Below are 22,431 nucleotides of genomic sequence, written 5' to 3' on the forward strand. Positions count from 1 at the left end.
ACGCGGATGAAAAAACGCCGCCCGCCCCTTGCAAACGCAGGAGGCGGGCGGCGCTGGCTGGAAAACGGCTTACTGGACCACGGTGTAGCACGGCACGTAGGCCGTGCCCGCCAGTTTCATGCGGTGCTGCGCGACGAACGAGGCCAGCAGCGCATCCATGGGGCCGGCGATGGATTTGTCGCCATGGATCTCGAAGTTGCCGTGCTTTTCGATCGAGCGGATGCCGTCATCCTTGACGTTGCCCGCCACCACGCCCGAGAACGCGCGGCGCAGCTGGGCCGCCAGCAAGTGCGTGGGCTGGTTCTTGTGCAGGCTCAGGTTGCGCATGTTTTCATGCGTGGGCTGGAACGGCTTCTGGAACTCGTGGTCGATTTTCAAGAGCCAATTGAAGTAATACGCGTCGCTGTGCGCCTTGCGGAATTCGCGCACCTGGCGTATGCCTTCGAGCATTTCGCGCGCCACCAGTTCCGGGTCGTCGATGATGATTTTATAGCGCTGCTGCGCTTCCGGGCCCAGCGTGTCGTGGATGAACTGGTTGATCTGCACGAAGTACTCGCGCGACGTTTCCGGGCCCGTGAAGATCAGCGGGAACGGAATCTCCGCATTGTCCGGGTGCAGCAGGATGCCGAGGATGTACAGAATCTCTTCGGCCGTGCCCGCGCCGCCGGGGAAGACGACGATGCCATGACCGGCGCGCACGAACGCTTCCAGGCGCTTTTCGATGTCCGGCATGATGACGAGGTCATTGACGATGGGGTTCGGCGACTCGGCCGCGATGATGCCCGGCTCAGTGATGCCGAGATAGCGGCCATTGTGCAAACGCTGCTTGGCATGGCCGATGGTGGCGCCCTTCATGGGGCCCTTCATGGCGCCCGGGCCGCAGCCCGTGCAGATGTCGAGGCCGCGCAAGCCCAGCTGGTAGCCCACTTCCTTCGAATAATTGTATTCGGCGCGGTTGATCGAGTGGCCGCCCCAGCAGACGACCAGGTTCGGGTTGAGCTGGGTTTGCAGCACGTTGGCGTTGCGCAGGATGTGGAAGACGGCGTCCGTCACGCCTTCCGTGCTCTGCAAGTCGAATTTCGGGTTGCCCGTCACTTCGTCGCTGACGAAGATGATGTCGCGCAGCACGGCGAACAGGTGCTCGTGGATGCCCTTGATCATCTTGCCGTCGACGAAGGCGATGGCTGGCGCGCCCTTGATGTCGAGCTTGATGCCGCGCTCGCGCTGGATGATGGAGATTTCAAACGACTGGTAGCGCTCCAGCAGGGCGCGGCCATCGTCGATGGTGCTGCCGCAATTCAAGACCGCCAGCGCGCAGCGGCGGAAAGTGTTGTACAGGCCGCCCTGGCTGGTGTCGAGCAGTTTGTTGACTTCAGTCTTGGAGAGCACGTCCAGGCGGCCTTCCGGTGAAACCAGAGTATCGATAACGTCGTGTTCCATAATGCGAAAAATCCTTTAAAAATCGATGCTCGAAGGTCTTGCAGCCTTAATATACGACAAGTCAGGCAAGTTGTGCTGTGCCGCCGCAAAATCGCCCGGGCCGTTCTTGCCTGCAAACCGGTTTGACTAATATGAAACAGTCATTCTTGCTAATGCGAATCGAAACCTTCGCTCCGCGCAATTTGTAGATTAGAATGCCAGCCTATTGGAATTCCCGTGCGTACGGTTCTTCATGAGAGTCCCCGCCGCCCGCAGGCTTCCATAAGTTCGTTGTATCGATTGACTATAATAATTTTTCAGGAGGAACCGCATGAGCGGTGCGACTACGCCCAACAAGGAAGCCGTTATTCCCGAGTTCAAGCAGATTATGGGCCATCCAAGCCCATTGTGGATGTTGTTCATGACTGAATTCTGGGAACGCTTCGCGTTCTACGGAGTTCGCTGGGCGCTGGTACTGTACATCGTGGCCCAGTTCCACGGCGGCGACGGTTCGGGACAGGCAGCGGCCAACCTGACCTACGGTTCCTTCCTCGCGCTGGTGTACGCCGGCGCCCTGTTCGGCGGTTACATCGCCGACCGGGTCATCGGTTACCAGCGTTCCATCCTGCTGGGCGCCATCTTCATGGCTGCCGGCCTGTTCTGCATCTCCGTGCCGAACCAGGACATCTTCAACCTGGGCCTGGCCACGATGATCGTCGGTAACGGCATGTTCAAGCCGAACATCTCGACCATGGTCGGCAAGCTGTACACGACCGCCGATCCGCGCCGCGACAGTGGTTTCACGATCTTCTACATGGGCATCAACATGGGCGCCATGGTCGCGCCTGTCTTCACGCAATGGCTGGCCGAGTCGATCTTCGGCACCAGCGCCATGCCGTCGTACAAGATGGTCTTCATGGCCTCCGGTTTCGGCATGCTGATCAGCCTGGTATGGTTCTTCATCGGCCGCCGCGCCCTGAAGGGCATCGGCGCTCCGGAAGCCGGTTCCGGCAACCCGATGCGCGTCGTCTGGGTGGCCGTCGGCTCCCTGTGCGTAATCCCGCTGATGTATTTCCTGCTGACCGTCGGCGCTGAAAAGCTGCAAATCGTCCTGACCGTGCTGTTCGTCGGTCTGGCCGTCATGCTGATGATCGAAGGCATCCGCAACGGCAAAGTGGCGCGCGACCGCGTCATCGCCATGCTGCTGATCTTCGTCTTCAACATCCTGTTCTGGATGTTCTTCGAACAGGCTGGCAGCTCGTTTACTTTCCTGGCTGACAAGATCGTCAACCGCGACCTGGGCTTCTGGATCTTCCCGACCGCCTACTTCCAGACCGTCAATTCGGTCGCCATCATCGTCTTCGCGCCGATCATCGCCGCCGTCTGGGTCTTCCTGGCGCGCCACAACGTCAACCCGTCGATCCCGCGCAAATTCGGCCTGGGCTTGCTGGGCAATGCGCTGGCCTTCGGCCTGCTGATCTTCGCTCTGTCGAGCCTGGTTGGCGCCGATAACAAGATCCCGTTCTGGACCCTGACCACCGTCTACGTGCTGCAATCGATCGGCGAGCTGTGCCTGTCGCCTATCGGCCTGTCCATGGTCACCAAGCTGGCGCCGGTGCGCCTGGTGGGCCTGGGCATGGGCGGCTGGTTCCTGTCGACCGGCATCGGCAACAACCTGTCGGGCATCTTCGCCAGCCACGTCAGCGGCACGAGCGGCATGTCGGTGCAGTCGGCCCTGTCCGGCTATACCTTCGGCTTCTGGTCCCTGCTGGGCGCCGGCGTCGTGTTGTTCCTGATCGCACCGCTGATCAACAAACTGATGCACGGCGTGAAGTAAGCGTTCTGCCTTAGCTGAAAACGGCGGCCTGCGGGCCGCCGTTTTTCATTCCGGCGCCGGTTATTGCCTTGGCGGGCGGTACAATACCGCCAGGGCCACCGGCCACTCCCCCCACATCACCAAAGAATATTATGTCCAGCATCTCCACCACCTCGCCCCTCTCCGACGACGAATACGCCGAACTCGACACCCTGCTGGCCGCGCCCGCGCTGGAAGGCCGCGCCATGGACGTGTCGATGCTCGAAGGTTTTCTCACGGCCGTCGCCCTGAACCCGAAGCAGATCGCGCCGGAACAGTGGTTGCCATGGGTATGGGACAAGGCGGCCGGCAGCGCCGCGCCCGCAGCGGATGCTGCCAGCGAACGGGCGGCCAGCCTGGCCCGCCGCCACCACGCCTACATGGTCGAATGGCTGGCGAAGGATCCGGACAGCTTCGAGCCCATCTACGTCTGCGGCCCCGAATGGAGCGTGCCCGCCTGGTGCGCCGGTTTTGTGCTGGGCACCAGCCTGGACAAGCCCCAGTGGGCGGCCCTGGCCGTCAGCCATCCTGATTACCTGGCGCCGTTCCAGCACCTGGCCAGCGCCAGCGAACTCGATGACGACGCGGCCGAAACGGCCATGGATGGCGTGATTCCCGCCGTGATCGCCATCAACGCCGCCTGGGCGCGCCAGCGCCACCTGAAAAGCCAGGTGCAAAGCCAGCCCGGCGCCACCGTGCTGCGCGAACTGCCGAAAACAGGCCGCAACGACCCGTGCCACTGCGGCAGCGGTAAAAAATACAAGAAATGCTGCGCCGACGCCGATAGCGCGGCCGGCTAAGGCGATTACTCCTTGCGCAAGCTGCTGACGGCCATCCTGCGCTTCCTGCTGCGCCACGCGCTGCAGTTCGCCCTGTTCATCGTCATCCTGCTGGCCGGCCGATTGCTGCTGGCCGAATGGCGCAGCTACAGCGCCGGCAGCGAGGCTGTCGCCGCCCTGCGCCAGGCTTCCGGCAGCGCCGATAGCCATGGTGCCAGCCTGGCCACTGCCGCCACGGACCGCATCAACGCCCTGCGGCTAGCATCACAAGCAAGCATCGCCACGCGCCTGACAGAAGTACAAGCGCAATTGACGGCCTTGCGCGCGCGGCAGCAACCGTCGCTGTTTACTATTCCCCTGCCCGACACGCACACCCTGGCCTTGCATGCGCAAGACGAAGCCACGCGCCGCGTGGAAATCGAAGTGCTGGCGCAGGAAGCCCGTTACCTGAGCGCCCTGCAGGCGGCGATCGGCGGCGAAGATGCACGCCAGACGCTGGCGCGCCTGCATGCGGAACATGTGCGCGCGTATGCCGCGCTGCAAAATAATGGGCGCCAGCGCCGGCAGCTGGAAGCGCAGCATCCCGTGGCGGCGCGCCTGCCCGGCAGCGACGCCTACGCGCAGCTGTCGCAGCTCGACGCGGAGGGCCAGCGCTTGCGCGACACCAATCTGCAAGCCTATCAGGCCTGGCTGGCGCAGCGCGCGCGCACCAGCAACGCCACCAACATCACCCGCCCCGCGCCATTCGCCGTCGATAATGCGGCGCTGGCCGGCGCGCTGGCGCCCGTACAAAAGGCGATTGCGGCAGGCGAAGAACAACTGGCGCGCAACTGGATCGCCCGCTGGCGCGCTCCCGTGCTCGACGTGGCGCCCACGGCCGCCTTGCTGGTGCTGTCGGCCATCCTGCTGCCCGCCGCCATCAAGGCCTTCTTTTACTTCGTGCTGGCGCCCATCGCTTCGCGCCTGAAGCCCTTGTCCATCGCGCACGCGCTGGGCGTGACGGCCACTGCGCTCCCCCTGCCGCCCGATGGCCAGTCCCGCATTTCCGCCGTCTCGCAGGGCTTGCTGCTGCAGCCCGGCCAGCGCATGCTGATCCATCCCGAATACCTGCAATCGTCGCCCGTCGGCACGCATAAACGCACGCAGTGGCTGCTGGACTGGCGGTTCCCGTTCACCAGCCTGGCCGCCGGCATGGCGGCGCTGACGCGGCTGGAAAGCGACGTGACCGCATCCGTGACGATTTCCGCCAGCGACGACCCGCTGCTGGAAGTGGCCGTCGTCCACCTGCCAGCCGGCAGCGCGCTCGTGTTCCAGCCGCGGGGCCTCGTGGGCCTGGTCTGTGACGCGGGCCAGCCGCTGGCGATATCGAGCCACTGGCGCCTGGGCAGCCTGCACGCCTGGCTCACCCTGCAGCTGCGCTTCATCGTGTTTCGCGGCCCCGTCACCCTGATCGTGCGCGGCTGCCGCGGCGTGCGCCTGGAACGGGCGGGCCAGGGCCGCTCCATCAGCCAGTCCGCCACCCTGGGTTTCAGCACCGACGTGCTGTACTCGACGATGCGCAGCGAAACCTTCCTGCCCTACCTGCGCGGCCAGCAAGCCTTGCTCAACGACCGCTTCGACGGCGGCAACGGCGTCTACCTGTACGAAGAAACCCCGCGCCACGGCAAGCAGCCGGGCAAGGTAGGCAGCTGGTTCGAGGGTTTTACGGACGCGATCCTGAAAGTGTTCGGCATCTAGCCGATGAGACCATATGAACGACTTCCTGTTTGCCGATTTTCTCGAAGATCAGGCCGCGTACGCGGCGGCTGAGGCCTACTGGCAGGCCCGCCTGGCCTTCCTCGACGGCCAGTGCACGCCGTATCTGCGCACCGCGTTTGCCAACGGCCAGCCATTTTATGACGGCAATCCCATCGTCAACCTGGCGGACCGCAACGCCGGCAAGGCGGCGCGCATCGTGCAGCAATGCCCGCAGGAGTGCGGTCCCTGCTACACGAGCTTCGGGCAAGCCATCGAGCTGGCCGGTAGCGATGGGCAGCATCGCCCGGCGCAGGAAATGGTCATCGTGCTCACGTTGACCGAAGACTCGGCGCAGAAGGCCGTCGATGAACTGCGCGCGTGGTTTGCGCCAGCATAAGGATGCCGGCTACGCCGCAATCGAATGCGACACCGTCAGCCACTCGCCCGGCTGCAAATTCGCCGCCGCCTCGCGCGCGGCCAGCACGCTATCCGGGTCCAGGTCGGACCGGTTCAGCTTGTAGGAATAGGCGAAATCGTCGGCATCGAATGCCTGCCCCGCCTTCACGTAATACTTGAAGCCGACAAACGAGTCGGGATTGGTGACGACCGAATACTCAAGCGTGACGGTGTTCATGGCGGGCCTCGTCGGCGATGGTGATACAGCCATTATGCGTCAATTCCCGCGGCAGCGACGCGGCGGCCAATCCTTGCGGTAAGTCAATAGCCCTGCCGATGGCCGGCGCTACAGTAGCCTGAGCCAACCACCGGATGGAAAGCCATGCGCGCCTTGCTCGCGAAACTCAGGAATACTCTTGCGCCGCAGGCGGGCCTGCCGGCGGCGGCGCGCATGGAGCGGCTGTCGGACCGGCGCGGCCTGCCCGCCTTTGATCCCGGGCCGCAAGCCGTCGTCAAGGCCTGCACGGCCTGGCTATGCGCGGCGCAAGACCATTCCGGCTCCAACGACGGCGGCGTCGCGCGCGATTACAGCCTGCTGACGGGCTGGGCTAGCTCCTATCCCGAAACCACCGGCTACATCATCCCCACCGTCATCGCCCTGGCGCAGCGAACGGGCGACGAGGGCGGGGATGATGCGCTGCACGAGCGGGCGCGCCGCATGCTCGACTGGTGCGTGGCCATCCAGTTCCCGGAAGGCGGTTTCCAGGGCGGGAAGATCGATTCGACGCCGCGCGTGCCCGTCACCTTCAACACGGGCCAGATCCTGCTTGGCCTGGCGGCCGGCGTGGCAGCGTACGGCGGGGCCTACGAGGACGCCATGCACCGCGCGGCACGCTGGCTGCGCGACAGCCAGGATGCCGACGGCTGCTGGCGCCGCCATCCGACGCCGTTCGCCAGCGCCGGCGACAAGGCCTATGAAACGCACGTGGCGTGGGGCTTGTTCGAAGCAGACCGCGTCGCGCCGGGCCACGGCTATGGCGCGGCGGGCCTGCGCCAGGTCGACTGGGCGTTGACGAAGCAGCGCCCCAATGGCTGGTTCGCCTCGAACTGCCTGGACAACCCGCTGCTGCCACTGACCCACACCATCGGCTACGCCTTGCGCGGCGTGCTCGAAGCGCACCGCTTTTCGGCGCGCGCCGACCTGCTGGAGGCCGCCGCGCGCACCGGCACGAGCGTCGCCAGGGCCGTGGCGGCAGACGGCTACCTGCCTGGCCGTCTTGGACCCGACTTCCAGCCGGGGGCCGGCTACGCCTGCCTTACCGGTTCCGCGCAAAACGCGCATTGCCTGTTCCTGCTGTACCAGCTGACGGGCGAGCGGCGCTACCTCGACGCGGCGCGCCGCCTGAATCGTTACGTGCGACGCGCGGTCAGCATCGACGGCCCCGCGCACGCGCGCGGCGGCGTCAAGGGCTCGTTTCCCGTCGATGGCGACTACGGCACCTGGGCTTACCTGAACTGGGCCGCCAAGTTCTGCATCGATGCCAACCTGCTGGAATTGGAGTCAGGCCATGCTTGACGGGGCCAGGCGCACCGCCAGGGCAGCGCTGCAAGCGTGGCGCCGCGCCGCCAGCGCCCGCAACATGCGCCACGGCGCGCGCCACGTGACGCGCACCGGACTGGCCGCCGATCTGGCGCGGCTGGGCATCGCGCATGGAGACACGCTGTTCGTGCACTCTTCGCTGAAAAGCCTGGGCTACGTGGAAGGCGACGCGGCGGCCGTGATTGGCGCCCTGCAGGACGCCGTCGGCCCGCAAGGCACCCTGCTGCTGCCCACCTACTATCTGCCGGGCGGCACCGTGCGCGCCACCTGCGACATGAAAGACTATGTGTTCGACCCGCGCCGCCATGGCACGCACATGGGGCGCCTGCCCGAAGCGTTCCTCGCCAGCGCCGGTGTCCGGCGCAGCATCCACCCGACCCACTCCGTGTCCGCGTGGGGCCGCCATGCCGCCGCGCTCACCGAGGCGCATCACCGCGCGCCGTCGATCTTCGGCGTGGATTCGCCCTGGCAGCGCTTCATCGGCTGCGAGCAGGCCAAGGTGCTTGGCCTGGGCATTTCCATGGGACCGGTGACGTTCTATCACGCGCTGGAAGACGCCATGGGCGACGCCTTTCCCGTGCCCGTGTGGGAAGGCGAGACAAAGCTGCTGGCCTGCCTGGACCACGCCGGCCGGCGCTGGGACGTGCCCGTGCGCTCCTTCGATCCCGCCATCGCGCAGCGCCGCATCGACCATCCCGGGCGCGGCGACCTGCGCGACTACTTTCACCGGGAGTTCGACGCCGCCGGCCTGCGCGTCAACGGGCACGTGGGCGATGCGGCGTCATGGTGCATACCGGCGCAGGCATTTTATGACCACCTGCGCCAAATGGCGTCCGAACACGTGACGATCTACGCAAGCGCTGCGCAACTGGCGGCGCGGCCTGTCTAGCCTGGCCTTTCACGGCACGGCCGGTGACGCTGGCAACGCCGCCGCGCGCCCGGCGCCGCTTGCGCTGCGCTGCAGGTCGTACGCACCGCCGCCATTGGCGACAAAATACAAGGCACCGCCGTCGTCACTCACCTCATCCTCGATGGGGCCGCCCGACCCGCGCTTGCGGACAGTCCAGCTTCCCGCCTGCAAATCCGTCACCAGCACCTGCATGGAGGCGCTTTGTGCCGGCAGCTCGAAGGTGACGGTCCCGCCCAGCGGCAAGCCGCTCCTGGAAAACAGCACCACGCGGTCCTTGATCTGCACGCCGGCCAGCAGCGGCGAAGCGATGGCCGTCGTGGGCAGCGCTGGCAGCGCGCTGCCGGCATCCATCACCTGCATGACATTGAGGAACAAGTCCGTTTCGCTGGCGGCCGGCGGCGACACTTCCAGCCGCCAGGCGCCCGCTTCCTCGGTCGAATAGTCCGCTTCAGGCTGGATGGAATAGTTGATGCCGCCGACGCTGAATTCATTGCCGCTGCCGCCCACCTTGGCCAGCACGGCATTCGTTGGCAACACGGTGCGATTGATCAGCTTGCCGTTGTACTGCAAGGTGCTGTTGTAGTCCCAATCCGTACGCTGGATGACCACCGTGTCGCCGCTGATTTCCGGCTCGGACTGGCTGTGCAACAGCCAGGTCTTCCTGAACCCCGCATCGCTGGCGCTGACCTTGTCGAACACGATCAGCGCGGCCGGGTGGTTCGCATCGTTGAGGTTCAAGAACACGAACGAGCGCTGAAACTGGCGCACCTTGCTGCTGTAGGCCGCCGTCAGGTCGCCCTTGATGTAGCTGAAGTCCGGCGCCTGCACCTGGGGGCCGGACTGGTGCCGCAGGACCGTGGCCACCTTGTAGCCGTTGGCCAGTTCCGCCAGGCTTTGCGGCTCCTCGCCAGGAAAGCGCTGTCCGCCGTCATTGGCATAGCCGTCAAAATTCTCGCCCGGGTCATACACCAGCATGGTGTTGTGCGCGATGCTGCGCTTGTGATAGTTCATGTCGTGCGCACTGCCGTATTCGAGCGGAATGGCGGGATCGGTCACATCCCTGCCGCTATAAATACCCGAATCGATGGCCAGCCCGCCCTTGTAGTAAATCTGGAAATGCCCGGCGTCATAATGCTCGTGGTTGCCGAACCAGTCGCCGCCCAGCTTCGTCGTCGCCACGACATTGCCCGACTCGACATGTATGCCATCGGTCCAGCCCGTGCGGGCGATCATCAAGCCGGCGGGATCGGGGAAATACTTGGTCAAGGGCAAGGTGGCCGGATTGGGCGTGCTGTCCATGCCTGTATTGCCAAGCAAAATAGGCCAGATGCTGTCCTTGGCATGGATAAAACTGGTCGACTGCTGCAGCGACTGCTTCAAATACTCATGCTTCAAGGTGGAATTGTTATAGTAGGTCGCGGGCAACATGAAGGCCAGCGGTTCGCTCCAGGTCTGCCTGCTGTTGGTATAGGAGGAATGATAGACGTCGCCATCACGCATCCATTGCCCGTCGGGGCGGCGCGTGTAGAGCCAATGATACGGCGTCATCTGCTGCACGGGATCGAACACGGGGGCAGCGCCCATGCGCCGGAACAGCCAGGCGGCGTACATGTCCGCCAGGAAACGCACCGTGCCATAGGACGCGCCCTGGTGATAGGCTTGCGCGGCGTAGGCATAGTTACGCGGCGCGATATAGTCGGCAAAGAAGCGCCCGGCAACGATGTTGTAGACCAGCGGCGCCTCGTCATAAAAGGCGATGGCGGCCGCTAGCTGGTCACGCAGCAGCTGGTTGTCGCTGCCATGGCCCACGACGGCGCCTTGCCGCGATGGCGGAAAGCCGATTTCCATCGTGGCCGCAATCTGCGTAAAGCGCGTGACCACATAGGCGCGCTGCTGCGCGCTCATCAGATGGAAGCACCAGTCATACACCATGGCGCTGGCCAGGATGATGTCGCCTTTTTCGTTCGGGTGGCTATACCCGGGCGAAAAGCGCACGGCCGCCAGGTAGTCGAGCAGCATTTGCACGGCTTCACCGCCCCGCTGCGCCGACGCCGGCGCGCCACCGCCTTCATACAGCAGCGAGAACAGCGCCTTCGCCTTGATCGTGCTTACCACGTCGACCTGGTGGTTGCTCCCGGCGGGGCCGCCTGGCACGAACACGGGTAGCGCCACGACCGCCGGTGATGCGATAAACCCATTCAGGACAGCGCGATGCGTAGCCATCTCCTGTGCATCAGATTCGAACCGGCTGCGTATGGCCGCCAGGTCGCCCACCCGGGCAAACAGGCGCGGATGCTCGCCTGGCGGCGGCAGCACGGTGGGCAGCGGGTACGCGCCATAGCCCTGCGGCACAAAATCGGCGAGCGCCGTCACCAGCAGGCAATCGATGCCCACGCCGCCCTCGCGGTACTGGAGCTTCAGTTCGCGTTCGCCCGCGGCCAGCCAGCGGGTGACGGGCACCCAGGTCCACTGCGCGACCTGGCCGGCAATGAACGGCACGGAGACGCTGGCATAGGCGCCATTGTCGAGCGCCAGGTACAGCGATGCGGCGTCCGCCGCCGGCGCCAACACGCGCAGCCAGACCGTGTAGTTGCCGTCGCGGGGCACGGCCACCGTGTACGACAACTCGGCCGCCGCACCCGGCGTATCGGCGCGCGCCAGGTCCGACGGCGTGGACAGGTAGCTGCCGCCGGAAATCACATTACTGCCAAGATACTCTTGCGTCCAGGGACCGCCCGGCGCCCCGGCTTCCGCCTCGAACATGGCCTCGACGGGAAATGCCGCCGCATGCAGGGGGGGACTGGCCGCCAGCAAGGCGACATGGATCAAATATTGCAACTTGTGACGGCATCGCAGCTTGAACATGGATGGAACTCCAGTTTGTTGTATTTTAAATATTGCTAACAATATACCGCCCTGAGCCAATCCGATTGCATTTTTACAACAAATACTGGCTGCAGCAGCCTGCACGGCGCAAAAAAAACCGCCCGGTATCACCCGGGCGGTTTTGGCTGGCAATGCGGATCGGTCGCGTGCTAGGCCTGCGATGCCTTCTTCTCGCGCGCCACGATATACAGCAGCACGATGATGACGGCATACGGCAGCAGGGACAGCGCATCCGCGTTCAAGCCCGCGTAGAACGGGTTGCCGTGCTCGGCCCAGTCGGCCATCATCTGGTCGAAGTGCGTGAGCACGCCGGCCGTGATCGCAATGATGATGCCGGCCAGCGCGCCGCCGGCGATGTAGCCGGACGCCAGCAGCACGCCGGAGCTGCGGTCGCCCGCCAGCTGGCGCTCTTCTTCATTCAGCTTGGCGTTGTGTTCCAGCTTGTTGTTGCGGCGGTCCGCCAGCCAGCGCACCAGGCCGCCGACGAAGATCGGCAAGGTCGACGACAGCGGCAGGTACACGCCCACCGAAAACGCCAGTGACGGAATGCCGGCCATTTCCAGCACCACGGCGATCATCACACCGAACAGCACCAGGGTCCATGGCAGCTGCTGGTCGAGGATGCCCTTGATGATGTAGGACATCAGCACGGCCTTCGGCGCATCGTATTTCTTTACTTCCGAACCGTCCGGACGCTTGCTGTAGTGGCCATTGATGCCCGGATCGACCAGATAAGCGAGCTGACCATCTTCCTTGACGAAGTATTTGCCGGCCGGGCCGCCCACGGTATCGGTCTTTTGCCAGACTTTGTACGTATTGTGGTCGGCCTCGGCTTGCGGGCCATGCAGCTCGCCCGTCACCGTCAGCTTCGATGCATCGACCGTCAGGCCGGGTGCCACCTGCGCGGCCGGCACGTAGACGGTGCTCGCCTCGTTCAGTTTCAGCAGGATCGGACCGAGGATCAGCGCGGACGACAAGGCGCCCGCCAAAATCGCGTACTGCTGCAGGCGCGGCGTGGCGCCCACCAGGTAGCCCGTTTTCAAGTCTTGCGAGGTGGTGCCCGCATTGCTGGCGGCGATGCAGACGATGGCGCCCACCGACAGGGCCGTCACATAGTAACGCCCGCCCGTCCAGCCCATGATCAGGAAGATCAGGCAAGTAAACAGCAGGGTGGCTACGGCCATGCCGGAGATCGGGTTCGACGAGGAGCCGATTTCGCCCGTCAGGCGCGACGAGACGGTGGCGAACAGGAAGCCGAAGACGAGGATCAGCAGCGCGCCGAGGAAATTCATGTGCAGCGGCGTGGCAAACGTGATCACGGCGATGATGGACAGGCAGCCGATGACGACCCACTTCAGAGGGATATCCTGGTCCGTGCGCAAGGTGGAATCGGTCTTGACGCCCTTGCCGATACCTTTCAGGCCGGCCGACAGGCTGCGCCAGATCATGGGCATGGCGCGCACCAGCGAAATCAGGCCGCCGGCCGCCACGGCGCCCGCGCCGATGTACAGCACGTAGGCGCTGCGCACGTCGTCGGCGCCCATTTCGCTGATCAATTTGGTGCCCGGCGAGAGCACGGTGGTCAGGCTGTCGCCGAAGAACTTGATCATCGGGATCAACAGCAAATACGACAGCACGCCGCCGGCGGCCATGGTGGCGGCGATGCGCGGGCCGATGATGTAGCCCACGCCCAGCAATTCAGGGGAAATCTCGGCGCCGATGGAGCCGCCCTTGAGCGGCGCGGCAAATTCCACGCCCGGCGTGTCCTTCCAGCCCTTGAACGAGATATTGAAGACCTTATACAGCAAGCCGACGGCAAAACCGCCGAAGATGATCTTGGCGCGGCGCTTGGCGTCCAGCGCTGCGGCCGAATCCTTCTCGATGCTTTCGCCGGCGGCGATGCGCGATTCTTCCGTGGCGGCCGCCTTGAGCACTTCGGCGCACGCCGTGCCTTCGGGGAATTTGAGTTCCTTGTGCTGGTCGACGATCATGGTGCGGCGCATCGGGATCATCATCAGGATGCCCAGCAGGCCGCCGAGGATACCGACCAGCATGACTCTGGAGATTTCCAGGTCGAAGCCGAGGATCAAAATGGCGGGCATGGTCACACCCAGGCCGAATGCCAGCGACTCGCCAGCCGAACCGGCCGTCTGCGTGATGCTGTTTTCCAGGATCGACGAATCCTTGCCTCCCACCTTCTTGGCCAGGCCGAACAGGGTGATGGCGATCACGGCGACGGGAATCGAGGCGCTGACGGTCAGGCCCACCTTCAGCACCAGGTACAGCGAGGAGGCGCCAAAGACCATCCCCAGGATGACGCCCATGAACAGCGCGCGGAAGGTCATCTCGGGCAGCTTCGCATCGGCCGGGATGTACGGCTTCACGGCGCTCGGCATTGCATCTTTTGCCATAAATAAATCCTTAATTGTATAAATTAAACAGCCCGGATCGATGCCCGGGCTATTTGCTTGAAGCCGAGACTATCGCACAGCCGCGTTTCGATGAAAAGGTTTTTTGCAGCCGATCCCGGCGCCCGGCCCGCACGGGAAGCGCCGCAGCATTGGTCTATAATCGCTGCCACCGTGCCCTGCACGCTCATGTGAGACTGCCTTGACTGCCAAACGATCCGGATTCCCCTGGCCCTCCCGCCGCGCCACCGTGCGCGGCTTCATCATCGCCGGCTGCGCCGCGCTGGCCGCCGCCGTGCTGCTGGCCGCTTATCTGTTCCTGTACGTGCGTCCCCGCCTGCCCGAGCTGGGCGTCATCACCGATTACCAGCCGAAGATCCCGCTGCGCGTATACACGGCCGACAATGTGCTGATCGGCGAATTCGGCGAAGAGCACCGCGATTTCGTGCCGATTGCGCAAGTGCCGGAAATGATGAAGAAAGCCCTGCTGGCCATCGAGGACAGCCGCTTCTACGAACACCACGGCATCGACTTCGTGCGCGCCGGCGGCGCCGTCCTGTCGAACCTGCGCCACGGCTTCGGCCATGGCGGCGGCTCCACCATCACCATGCAGGTGGCGCGCAACTTCTTCCTGACGCGCGAAAAAGTCGCCTCGCGCAAGCTCAATGAGATCATGCTGGCCCTCAAAATCGAGGCGGCCCTGTCGAAAGAGCAGATTCTCGAGCTGTACATGAACCAGATGTACCTGGGCCAGCGCTCGTTCGGCTTCGGCAGCGCGGCGCAGACGTATTTCGGCAAACCCTTGTCGGAACTGTCGATCGCGGAAATGGCCATGCTGGCCGGCTTGCCGCAAAACCCGTCGCGCCACAACCCGATCAGCAACCCGAAAAAGGCGCACGCGCGCCAGCAGCTGGTCTTGAAACGCATGCGTGAACTCGATTACATCAGCGAAGGCCAGTACCGGCAGGCGCTGGCGCAGCCGCTGCATATCAATACGCGCGGCAAACAGGGTTTCGACACGCACGCCGAATACGTGGCCGAACTGGCGCGCCAGGCCGTGTTTGCGCAATTCAAGGAAGACAGCTACACCAAGGGCATCAGCGTCTACACGACGATCCTGAAGGCGGATCAGGACGCGGCCTACGCCTCGACGCGCCGCAACGTCATCGCCTACGACCAGCGCCACGGCTACCGCGGCCCGGAAACCTTCATCGACATGCCGGCCGATCCCGAGCAGCGCGACGACGCCATCGATGCTGCGCTGCAAAAACGTCCGGACAGCGACGGCCTGATCGCCGCCGTCGTCACGGAAGTGGCCAGCGGCAAGGTGGTGGCCGACACGGGCGACGGCGACGCCAAGGCCATCACGGGCGACGGCTTGCGCTTTGCCGCCCCGGCCCTGTCCGCCAAGGCGAGCGCCGGCATCAAGTTGCGCCCGGGCGCCGTGATCCGCATCAGCCAGGACGCCAAGGGTAACTGGGCCATCACGCAAGTGCCGCTGGTGGCCGCCGCCTTCGTTTCGCTGGATGCGGACACGGGCGCCTACCACGCCATGGTGGGCGGCTTCGACTACAACCTGCAAAAGTTCAACCACGTCACGCAGGCGTGGCGCCAGCCCGGTTCGGCCATGAAGCCCTTCGTGTATTCGGCGGCGCTGGAAAAAGGCTTTTCGCCGGCCACCCTGATCAACGACGTGCCCCTGGAAATGCAGGCGGGCGGCAAGGTGTGGGCGCCGCAGAATGACGACTTCAAGTTCGACGGCCCCATCACCATGCGCTACGCGCTGGCGCAGTCGAAGAACGTGGCCTCGGTGCGCATCCTGCGCGCGCTGGGCGTGTCGTACACGCACGACTTCCTGGAAAAATTCGGCTTCGATCCGGCCCGCCAGCCCAGCAATCTGACCATGGCGCTGGGCACGGGTTCCGTCACGCCCGTGCAGATGGCGGGCGCCTACGCCCTGTTCGCCAATGGCGGCCACCAGGTGGAACCATACCTGATCGACCGCATCGTCGACGCCAGGGGCACCATCCTGATGCAGACCAAGCCGCCCGCGCCGAACGACGACAAGACCCTGGCGCTGGACCCGCGCAACGCCTTCGTGATGGACAGCATGCTGCGCGAAGTGGCCCGCACGGGCACGGGCGCGGCGGCGACGAAAAAACTGGGCCGCAGCGACATCGCCGGCAAGACGGGTACCACCAGCGACGCCGTCGACGGCTGGTTCGCCGGCTACAGCGGCGGCATCGTGGCGGTGGCGTGGATGGGCTACGACGAACCCAAATCGCTGGGCGGACGCGAATTCGGTTCGACCCTGGCCATGCCGATCTGGATCGACTACATGCGCACGGCGCTTTCCACGCGCCCGCAAGTCACGCGCGACGTGCCGGCGGGCCTGAGCCAGGTCGACGGCGAATGGCTGTACGATGAATTCATCGACATGAATGGCGTGAAGACGCTGGATATGGAGGCGGAGACGCCGACGGACCCGGCAGCACTGCCGGAGACGCTGCCGGTGGAAACCACGAACTGACACAGGTAACTTGTCGGATGACGCTTCGCTAATCCGACCTGCCTCTTACCGCATCAATCACCAGTCGTAGGTCGGGTTAGCCGGGACGGCGTAACCCGACAAGTGCCGCAGCGATTTACACCGTATCTTGTCGGATTACGCTTCGCTAATCCGACCTACCTCTTACTGCATCGATCACCAGTCGTAGGTCGGGTTAGCCGGGACGGCGTAACCCGACAAGTGCCGCCGAGGTTTACGCGGCGGTCATGCTCAAATATCCGCGCACCGTACCGACTACGCTGTCGGCAAAATCGTCGACATTGACCTTCGCCGCGCGGTACTTCCAGCGTTTCACGTACCAGTCCTGGAACAGGGCCAGGCAGTGCGCCGCCAGCAGGGTGGGATCGCCCTGCGGCTTCGGTTCGATTTCGGCGATGGTGGCGGCGATCAGGGTCTGCACATACAGCTCGGAATTTTTCGCCATGCTGCGCTGCTCCACCTGCAGCACGCGCGAATCCATGAAGACGAAATAAAACCACGGCTGCAGCACTTCGGACAGGTAGATCGACGAGCATATCATCGCCTCCAGGCGGTCCAGCGGCGACTTCACGTCAACGAACAGCAGCGGCAAGGCTTGCGTGGCGTGGCGCACCACGTCCTCGATCATTTCGGCCAATTGATCCTTGCTGGTGATGTAGCCATACAGGCCGCCCATCGACAGCCCCGTTTCGCGGCACAGGTCGCGCAAGCTCATGGCGCGGAAACCCACGTCATTGGCCAGGCGGAAGGTGGCGACGAAGATGCGTTCGAGATTTTCCAGCGCCGGCTTGCGGCGTTTGACGCCGATGCGCTCCGCGTGGCGGTCAAGAATATATTCCCAGATGTTTTCGCCATTCAAAGGCGTCATCTGCTGAAACTGTTCAAAATTAAAATGGGTCGACAAGTGCATTCCCAAGTAACGGTGTATGAGCAATGTAAGACAGCACCTGGGCGGCGCTGCAAGACGGCGGGACGGCGGATGCGGGGCCGATTATAGCTCAGGAAAACAACTATTTGACCTTTCAACTATGCAATGGGCCCATACGCAACGCCAAATGCGCACAGTTATTGCGCTGCATCATGCAATTCACAGCAATTTAAATCCAGCAATGCTACATTCAATAAACCGAGCGCTCGCTATTTTTAATGCATCGAGAATGTAAGGAGTGCACGGTTCATCGCTACAGCATCGACATTTCCACTATTCAATAATAACGGAGACAAAATGAAGACTCGCTTTTGGCAACTGCTATCCACCCTGCTGCTTTCCCTCGCCATCCTGCCCGGCAGCGCCGGCGCCGCCGGCTACACGCAAACGAAGTACCCGATCGTGCTCGTGCACGGCCTGTTCGGCTTCGACAAGCTGGGACCCGTCGACTATTTCTATGGCGTGTCCGACGCCCTGCGCAGCGGCGGCGCGCAAGTGTATGTGACCACCGTCTCGGCCGCCAACAGCACGGAAGTGCGCGGCGAGCAGCTGCTGTCGCAGGTGCGGCAAATCCTCGCCGCCACCGGCGCGGCCAAGGTCAATTTGATCGGCCACAGCCACGGCGGCCCCACGGCCCGCTATGTCGCCTCCGTGCGGCCCGACCTGGTGGCGTCCGTCACCAGCGTGGCCGGCGTCAACAAGGGTTCCAAGGTGGCCGATATCCTCAGCGGCGCCATTCCCAACACCAGCGGCGCGCTGGGCAATGCGCTCGCTTCCCTGATCGGCATTTTGTCGGGCAACAAGGGCTTGCCGCAAAACGCGGGCGCCTCGCTCACCTCGCTGTCCACGGCCGGTTCGCTGGCCTTCAATAGCCGCCATCCGCAAGGCGTGCCCACCTCCTCCTGCGGCGAAGGCGCCTACCAGGTGCAGGGCGTGCACTACTTTTCGTGGAGCGGCGCGCAACCGTACACGAATGTACTCGACGTGGGCGACCCGGCGCTGGCGGCCATCAGCCTGGCCTTCGGCGGCGTGAAGAACGATGGTCTGGTCAGCAGCTGCTCCAGCCACCTGGGCAAGGTGATCCGCGACGACTACGCCATGAACCACCTCGATGAAGTCAACCAGTTCGTCGGCATCGTCAACCTGTTCGAGACGAACCCCGTCACCGTCTTCCGCCAGCAGGCCAACCGCCTGCAAGGCCTGGGACTGTAAGGAGGCTGCGATGCGCACGAACGCGAGATGGCTCATCGGCGGCAGCCTGGCGGCCCTGGTCCTGTACCTGGCATTGCGGCCGGGGGAGCCGCCCGCTCCGCCGCCGGAGAAGGCGGAACCGGACCTGTTCGCGTTCGTGCGCTCGATGGAAGGCACGCGGCCCGACGGCAACGTGACGGTGGCCGCCGGCGACAAGCTGGTGGTCGACGCGGAACTGGGCCACCTGTTCGACTACTACCTGGCGGGCCTCGGTGAAAAACCGCTGACCGCCATCCGCAGCCAGATCGAAGCAGAACTGGACCGGCGCCTCGCGCCCGTCCCCGCCCGCGAAGCCAAGCGCCTGCTGGGCGCTTACCTGGCATACAAGCAGACGCTGGCCAGCGCGGAACAGGCCTTGCCGGCGCAGGCCGATCCCGCCGTGGCGGCGCGCGCGCGCCTGCAAGCGATGCGCGCCCTGCGCGGCAATTATTTTACGCCCGAGGAAAGCGCAGGCCTGTTCGGCGCCAGCGACGCATATGACGACGATGCCGTGGCGCGCATGGCTATCCTCGGCGACACCTCGCTCGACGAGGCGCAGCGCCAGGCGCAACTGGCCGTGCTGGACCAGAAAATGTCGCCCGCCCAGCGCGATGCGCGCGACGCACCCGCCAGGGTGGCGCAGCTGGACGCCTCGGTGAAGGCGTTGCGGGCCCAGGGCGGCGGCGAGAATGAAGTCTACCGCCTGCGTGCCAGCACCTTCACGCCGGCGGCAGCGGCGCGCCTGGCGGAACTGGACCGCGAGGAATCGCAGTGGCAGCAGCGCATCATCGCGTATCAGGCGCAGAAGGCGCAGCAGGCCATCCTGCCCGGCGGCGCGCAGGATGCGGCAGCCCTGCAGCAGCTGCGCGACGCCAGTTTCACGCCGGAGGAACAGCGCCGGCTGGGTGCCTACGAATAGCCATCAAGCCAGCTGCGCCAGCAACCGCGCCAGCAAAGCTGCTGCCGCCATCACGTCCGTGGTGTCGCGCCCCTGCCGGTAGCCGGCATGGACCGGGGCCAGCATGGCATGCGCGGCGGCGCCGTAGCCTTGCGCCTGCATCACGGCCGCCAGGCTGGTGGCGCAGCGCAGCTCCCAGCCCGGCGCCTGCTGGCCCCGGGCAAGCTGCAGCGCTTCTTCCAGCTGCACGCGCACCGCTTCCAGGCCGGCCGCATCGTCTTGCGCCAGCGCCCGCCAGCGGTGGTGCGCGTCGCGGCGCAGCACTTCCGGCGCGCTCCATGGCGCCAGTCCCGTGCGTGCGCGCCGCAGCGCCTGGCTATCGGCGGCCGCGTCGTGCAGCGTGGCCATCAAATCGATCTGTATCGGCCAGCTGCGCACGGCAGGCCAGGGAAATTCCGTCAGCGTATCGCCCGCGTCGAGCAGCCGCTGGTAGGCGGCGCCCCAGGCGCTCCAGTACATCAAGCCATAGCGGGCCGCGTGCTCGCACAGCAGGCAAGTCCAGGCATGCGCCAGTCCCCGCTGCCCGCACCACAGGGCGACGGGAATGGCATTGATGGCCAGCGCCACGCACAGCGTGACGCCATTGTGCTCGAAGCCCACCGTCACCGCCTCGCGCGCCAGCGCCAGTGCGTCGTCGGCGCGGCCCTGCATCCACAGGCAGCGCGCCAGCGTGCCGCGCAGGCAAACCTGGTGATCGGCCAGCAAGGCGTTGTTGAAGCCAAGCTGCCCGGCGCCCTCGGGATGCGCGAGCACCATGCGCGCCAGCGCCGCCGATTCAGCGTAGCGTCCGCGCAAGTACTCGCCCGCCGAGCGCATGCGCGCCAGCACCAGCCGCATCGCCGTGTCGTCGCGCGCTTCGCACAGGAGGGCCAGCTGGGCCACGTAACTGTCGGCGCGCTGGAAATCGGCGAGCTGCAGGCTGCAGATCCACATGCCGCAAATCGCTTCCGCACGGCGGCTGTCATCGTCCGTGCGCATGGCCAGCGCATAGCCGCGCTGGAACGAACGCAGCATGGTGCCGGTGACGCCCTGCGTATGCAGCAGCAGGTGTGCCTGCGAGGCATGCAGCTGCATCTCGCTGTCGGGGTCATCCACTGCCTGCGCGGCCATGCACTCGAGCGCCCGCGCGACGCGCACGCGGTATTCATCCATCAGCGACAGCTGATAGAACAGGGGTTGCGCGGCCAGAGTCAGGGCCACGCCCAGCGCCACGTCGCCCTCCTCGCCGAAGGTCCAGTCGATGGCGGCCCGCAGGTCATCCACATGGCGGCCGTAGCGCGCGCTCCAGTGCGCCGGCGGCATGCTCTCCCAGTCGGCGGCGATGCGTCCGGCCAGGCCAAGGCAATGGCGCGCATGGCGCCGCAGCACGGCGCTGGCGTCCCCGCCCGCCGCCAGCTGCGCGCTAGCATACGCGCGCGTGGTGTCGAGCAGGCGGTAATACACGTGCTGGCAGCAAAATTCGATGCTGACGAGGGACTTGGCCGCCAGATCGGCCAGCGTGTCGAACACGTCGCAACCCGCCACGGCGCTGGCCGACTCCAGGCGGAAGCGGCTCTTGAACACGCTCAGCGCCTGCAGCACCTGGCGCTCTTGCGCGTCGAGCAGGCAGTAGCTCCAGTCCAGGGTGGCGCGCAGGGTCTGGTGCCGCAAGGGCATGTTGCGCGCCCCGCGCGTGAGCAGGCGAAAGCGGTCGTCGAGCTGGCGGCGCAATTCATGCAAGCCGAAATGGCCGATGCGCCCGGCCGCCAGCTCCAGCGCCAGCGGGATACCGTCGAGCCGCCGGCAAATGTCCACCACCACGGGCACATCGGCGTCGGCCAGCACGAAAGCATCGTCGACGGCCGCGCAGCGTTCGCAAAACAGCTGCACCGCGGCGAAATGCCGGGCTGCCGCCGCATCGGGCACGGCATCGGCCGGCGGCAATTCCAGCGCGGGCAGGCGCTGCAGCTGCTCGCTGGTGATGCGCAGCGGCTCGCGGCTGGTGGCCAGCACGTGCAGCAACGGCGCGCCCTTGAGCAAGGCGTCGGCCAGCATGGCGGCCGCGCCGATCACGTGCTCGCAGTTATCGAGCACGATCAGCATGTGGCGCGGGCGCAGGTAGGCCAGCAGGACCGGCATGGCGTCGCCGGCCGGTACCGCCACCCCCAGCGCCGTGGCCAGCGCCAGCGGCACCAGGCGGGCCTCGTCCAGCGGCGCCAGGTCGACGAAACACACGCCATCGGCATAGCGGCGCAGCACGCGCGTGGCCAGGACGACAGCCAGCGTGGTCTTGCCGATACCGCCCGGACCGGCAATGCACAGCAGACGCAATTGCAGCAGCTGGTTGGCCATCGTTTGCAGCGCCTCGGCGCGGCCCAGCATGCGCGTCAGCATGACGGGCAGGTTGTGCCGCGGCTCGACGCCGGCCGTTCCGGGCGCCGGCTGGCCCGTGTGCGCCAGCGGCGCCAGGAAGCCATAGCCGCGCCCGGGAACGGTGGTGATGTAGCGCTGGCCATCGCGGCCATCGCCGAGCGCCTTGCGCAGCGCCGCCAGGTGCACGCGCAAGGTCGCGTCGTCCACCACGGCATTGGGCCAGACAATGGCCACCAGTTCATGCTTGTCGACGATGTCGCCTGCGCGCTCCAGCAGGGCCAGCAGCAAGTCCATGGCCCGGCTGCCCAGGCGCAGCGCGCGATCGCCCTCGAACAGCACGCGTTCTAGCGGCAAAAGGCGAAACGGGCCGAAGACATAGGCCGGGACGGGACTGTTTATCATTCTTGCGTGGGGGAGAAGTGTTA

General features: G+C 65.2%; 15 protein-coding genes. 9 read left to right on the forward strand and 6 right to left on the reverse strand.

Features of this window, described 5'->3' with window-relative positions; translation table 11 throughout:
* Positions 1–69 precede the first annotated feature (69 nt).
* Complete coding sequence (gene ppnN / locus D9M09_RS15535) at positions 70–1,440, reverse strand: nucleotide 5'-monophosphate nucleosidase PpnN (protein WP_070219944.1); 1,371 nt, start codon at positions 1,438–1,440, stop codon at positions 70–72.
* Positions 1,441–1,750: 310 nt separating this feature from the next.
* On the opposite strand from ppnN, the gene D9M09_RS15540 reads away from it, so the two are divergent.
* The 4 genes from D9M09_RS15540 to D9M09_RS15555 all read left to right on the forward strand — a co-directional run bounded on the left by D9M09_RS15540 (position 1,751) and on the right by D9M09_RS15555 (position 6,187).
* The gene (locus D9M09_RS15540; RefSeq protein ID WP_070219941.1) at positions 1,751–3,256 is read left to right on the forward strand and encodes a peptide MFS transporter; all 1,506 of its coding nucleotides are present in this window, start codon (positions 1,751–1,753) and stop codon (positions 3,254–3,256) included.
* Between the two features lie 131 nt (positions 3,257–3,387).
* On the forward strand, positions 3,388–4,074 hold the full coding sequence (locus D9M09_RS15545; RefSeq protein WP_070219939.1) for a UPF0149 family protein: 687 nt from the start codon (positions 3,388–3,390) through the stop codon (positions 4,072–4,074).
* A gap of 12 nt (positions 4,075–4,086) precedes the next feature.
* Complete coding sequence (locus tag D9M09_RS15550) at positions 4,087–5,790, forward strand: hypothetical protein (protein WP_121669807.1); 1,704 nt, start codon at positions 4,087–4,089, stop codon at positions 5,788–5,790.
* Between the two features lie 13 nt (positions 5,791–5,803).
* Positions 5,804–6,187 (forward strand): hypothetical protein, encoded by a 384-nt coding sequence (locus D9M09_RS15555; RefSeq protein WP_121669808.1) that lies wholly within the window; start codon positions 5,804–5,806, stop codon positions 6,185–6,187.
* A gap of 9 nt (positions 6,188–6,196) precedes the next feature.
* Here the strand turns inward: D9M09_RS15555 and D9M09_RS15560 are convergent, their stop codons facing one another.
* On the reverse strand, positions 6,197–6,424 hold the full coding sequence (locus D9M09_RS15560) for a hypothetical protein (protein WP_070219933.1): 228 nt from the start codon (positions 6,422–6,424) through the stop codon (positions 6,197–6,199).
* 144 nt (positions 6,425–6,568) lie between these two features.
* Between D9M09_RS15560 and D9M09_RS15565 the strand changes: the two genes are divergently transcribed.
* Positions 6,569–7,762, forward strand: coding sequence for a hypothetical protein (locus D9M09_RS15565; RefSeq protein WP_083287324.1), 1,194 nt, complete (start codon positions 6,569–6,571; stop codon positions 7,760–7,762).
* On the forward strand, positions 7,755–8,675 hold the full coding sequence (locus D9M09_RS15570) for an AAC(3) family N-acetyltransferase (protein ID WP_162995712.1): 921 nt from the start codon (positions 7,755–7,757) through the stop codon (positions 8,673–8,675). The genes D9M09_RS15565 and D9M09_RS15570 overlap by 8 nt, the downstream gene beginning before the upstream one ends.
* Before the next feature lie 9 nt (positions 8,676–8,684).
* On the opposite strand, the gene hepB is transcribed toward D9M09_RS15570, so the two are convergent.
* The gene (hepB, locus tag D9M09_RS15575; RefSeq protein WP_121669810.1) at positions 8,685–11,561 is read right to left on the reverse strand and encodes a heparin/heparin-sulfate lyase HepB; all 2,877 of its coding nucleotides are present in this window, start codon (positions 11,559–11,561) and stop codon (positions 8,685–8,687) included.
* Positions 11,562–11,731: 170 nt separating this feature from the next.
* Positions 11,732–13,993 carry an OPT family oligopeptide transporter gene (locus D9M09_RS15580; protein ID WP_240453387.1) on the reverse strand — a complete coding sequence of 754 codons (2,262 nt, stop codon included), beginning with the start codon at positions 13,991–13,993 and terminating at the stop codon, positions 11,732–11,734.
* A 199-nt stretch (positions 13,994–14,192) separates the two neighbouring features.
* On the opposite strand from D9M09_RS15580, the gene D9M09_RS15585 reads away from it, so the two are divergent.
* Complete coding sequence (locus D9M09_RS15585) at positions 14,193–16,520, forward strand: penicillin-binding protein 1A (RefSeq protein WP_240453388.1); 2,328 nt, start codon at positions 14,193–14,195, stop codon at positions 16,518–16,520.
* A 232-nt stretch (positions 16,521–16,752) separates the two neighbouring features.
* Here the strand turns inward: D9M09_RS15585 and D9M09_RS15590 are convergent, their stop codons facing one another.
* Positions 16,753–17,406: a TetR/AcrR family transcriptional regulator gene (locus tag D9M09_RS15590; protein WP_240453389.1), complete on the reverse strand. Its 654-nt coding sequence runs from the start codon at positions 17,404–17,406 to the stop codon at positions 16,753–16,755.
* 357 nt (positions 17,407–17,763) lie between these two features.
* On the opposite strand from D9M09_RS15590, the gene D9M09_RS15595 reads away from it, so the two are divergent.
* Together D9M09_RS15595 and D9M09_RS15600 are read left to right on the forward strand one after the other, a co-directional pair.
* Positions 17,764–18,678: a lipase family alpha/beta hydrolase gene (locus tag D9M09_RS15595; RefSeq protein ID WP_121669814.1), complete on the forward strand. Its 915-nt coding sequence runs from the start codon at positions 17,764–17,766 to the stop codon at positions 18,676–18,678.
* Positions 18,679–18,688: 10 nt separating this feature from the next.
* On the forward strand, positions 18,689–19,615 hold the full coding sequence (locus D9M09_RS15600) for a lipase secretion chaperone (protein WP_121669815.1): 927 nt from the start codon (positions 18,689–18,691) through the stop codon (positions 19,613–19,615).
* A 3-nt stretch (positions 19,616–19,618) separates the two neighbouring features.
* On the opposite strand, the gene D9M09_RS15605 is transcribed toward D9M09_RS15600, so the two are convergent.
* Complete coding sequence (locus tag D9M09_RS15605; protein WP_162995713.1) at positions 19,619–22,360, reverse strand: ATP-binding protein; 2,742 nt, start codon at positions 22,358–22,360, stop codon at positions 19,619–19,621.
* Between the last annotated feature and the right edge of the window lie 71 nt (positions 22,361–22,431).

It is taken from the genome of Janthinobacterium agaricidamnosum (assembly GCF_003667705.1).
GTDB lineage: Bacteria > Pseudomonadota > Gammaproteobacteria > Burkholderiales > Burkholderiaceae_D > Janthinobacterium.

Bases quoted from the DNA above. Each gene is read 5' to 3' on its own strand.
- D9M09_RS15560 (WP_070219933.1), bottom strand. From the start codon at position 6,424: ATGAACACCGTCACGCTTGAGTATTCGGTCGTCACCAATCCCGACTCG.
- D9M09_RS15545 (WP_070219939.1), top strand. From the start codon at position 3,388: ATGTCCAGCATCTCCACCACCTCGCCCCTCTCCGACGACGAATACGCC.
- ppnN (WP_070219944.1), bottom strand. From the start codon at position 1,440: ATGGAACACGACGTTATCGATACTCTGGTTTCACCGGAAGGCCGCCTG.
- D9M09_RS15555 (WP_121669808.1), top strand. From the start codon at position 5,804: ATGAACGACTTCCTGTTTGCCGATTTTCTCGAAGATCAGGCCGCGTAC.
- D9M09_RS15580 (WP_240453387.1), bottom strand. From the start codon at position 13,993: ATGGCAAAAGATGCAATGCCGAGCGCCGTGAAGCCGTACATCCCGGCC.
- hepB (WP_121669810.1), bottom strand. From the start codon at position 11,561: ATGTTCAAGCTGCGATGCCGTCACAAGTTGCAATATTTGATCCATGTC.
- D9M09_RS15540 (WP_070219941.1), top strand. From the start codon at position 1,751: ATGAGCGGTGCGACTACGCCCAACAAGGAAGCCGTTATTCCCGAGTTC.
- D9M09_RS15570 (WP_162995712.1), top strand. From the start codon at position 7,755: ATGCTTGACGGGGCCAGGCGCACCGCCAGGGCAGCGCTGCAAGCGTGG.
- D9M09_RS15565 (WP_083287324.1), top strand. From the start codon at position 6,569: ATGCGCGCCTTGCTCGCGAAACTCAGGAATACTCTTGCGCCGCAGGCG.
- D9M09_RS15600 (WP_121669815.1), top strand. From the start codon at position 18,689: ATGCGCACGAACGCGAGATGGCTCATCGGCGGCAGCCTGGCGGCCCTG.
- D9M09_RS15595 (WP_121669814.1), top strand. From the start codon at position 17,764: ATGAAGACTCGCTTTTGGCAACTGCTATCCACCCTGCTGCTTTCCCTC.
- D9M09_RS15590 (WP_240453389.1), bottom strand. From the start codon at position 17,406: ATGACGCCTTTGAATGGCGAAAACATCTGGGAATATATTCTTGACCGC.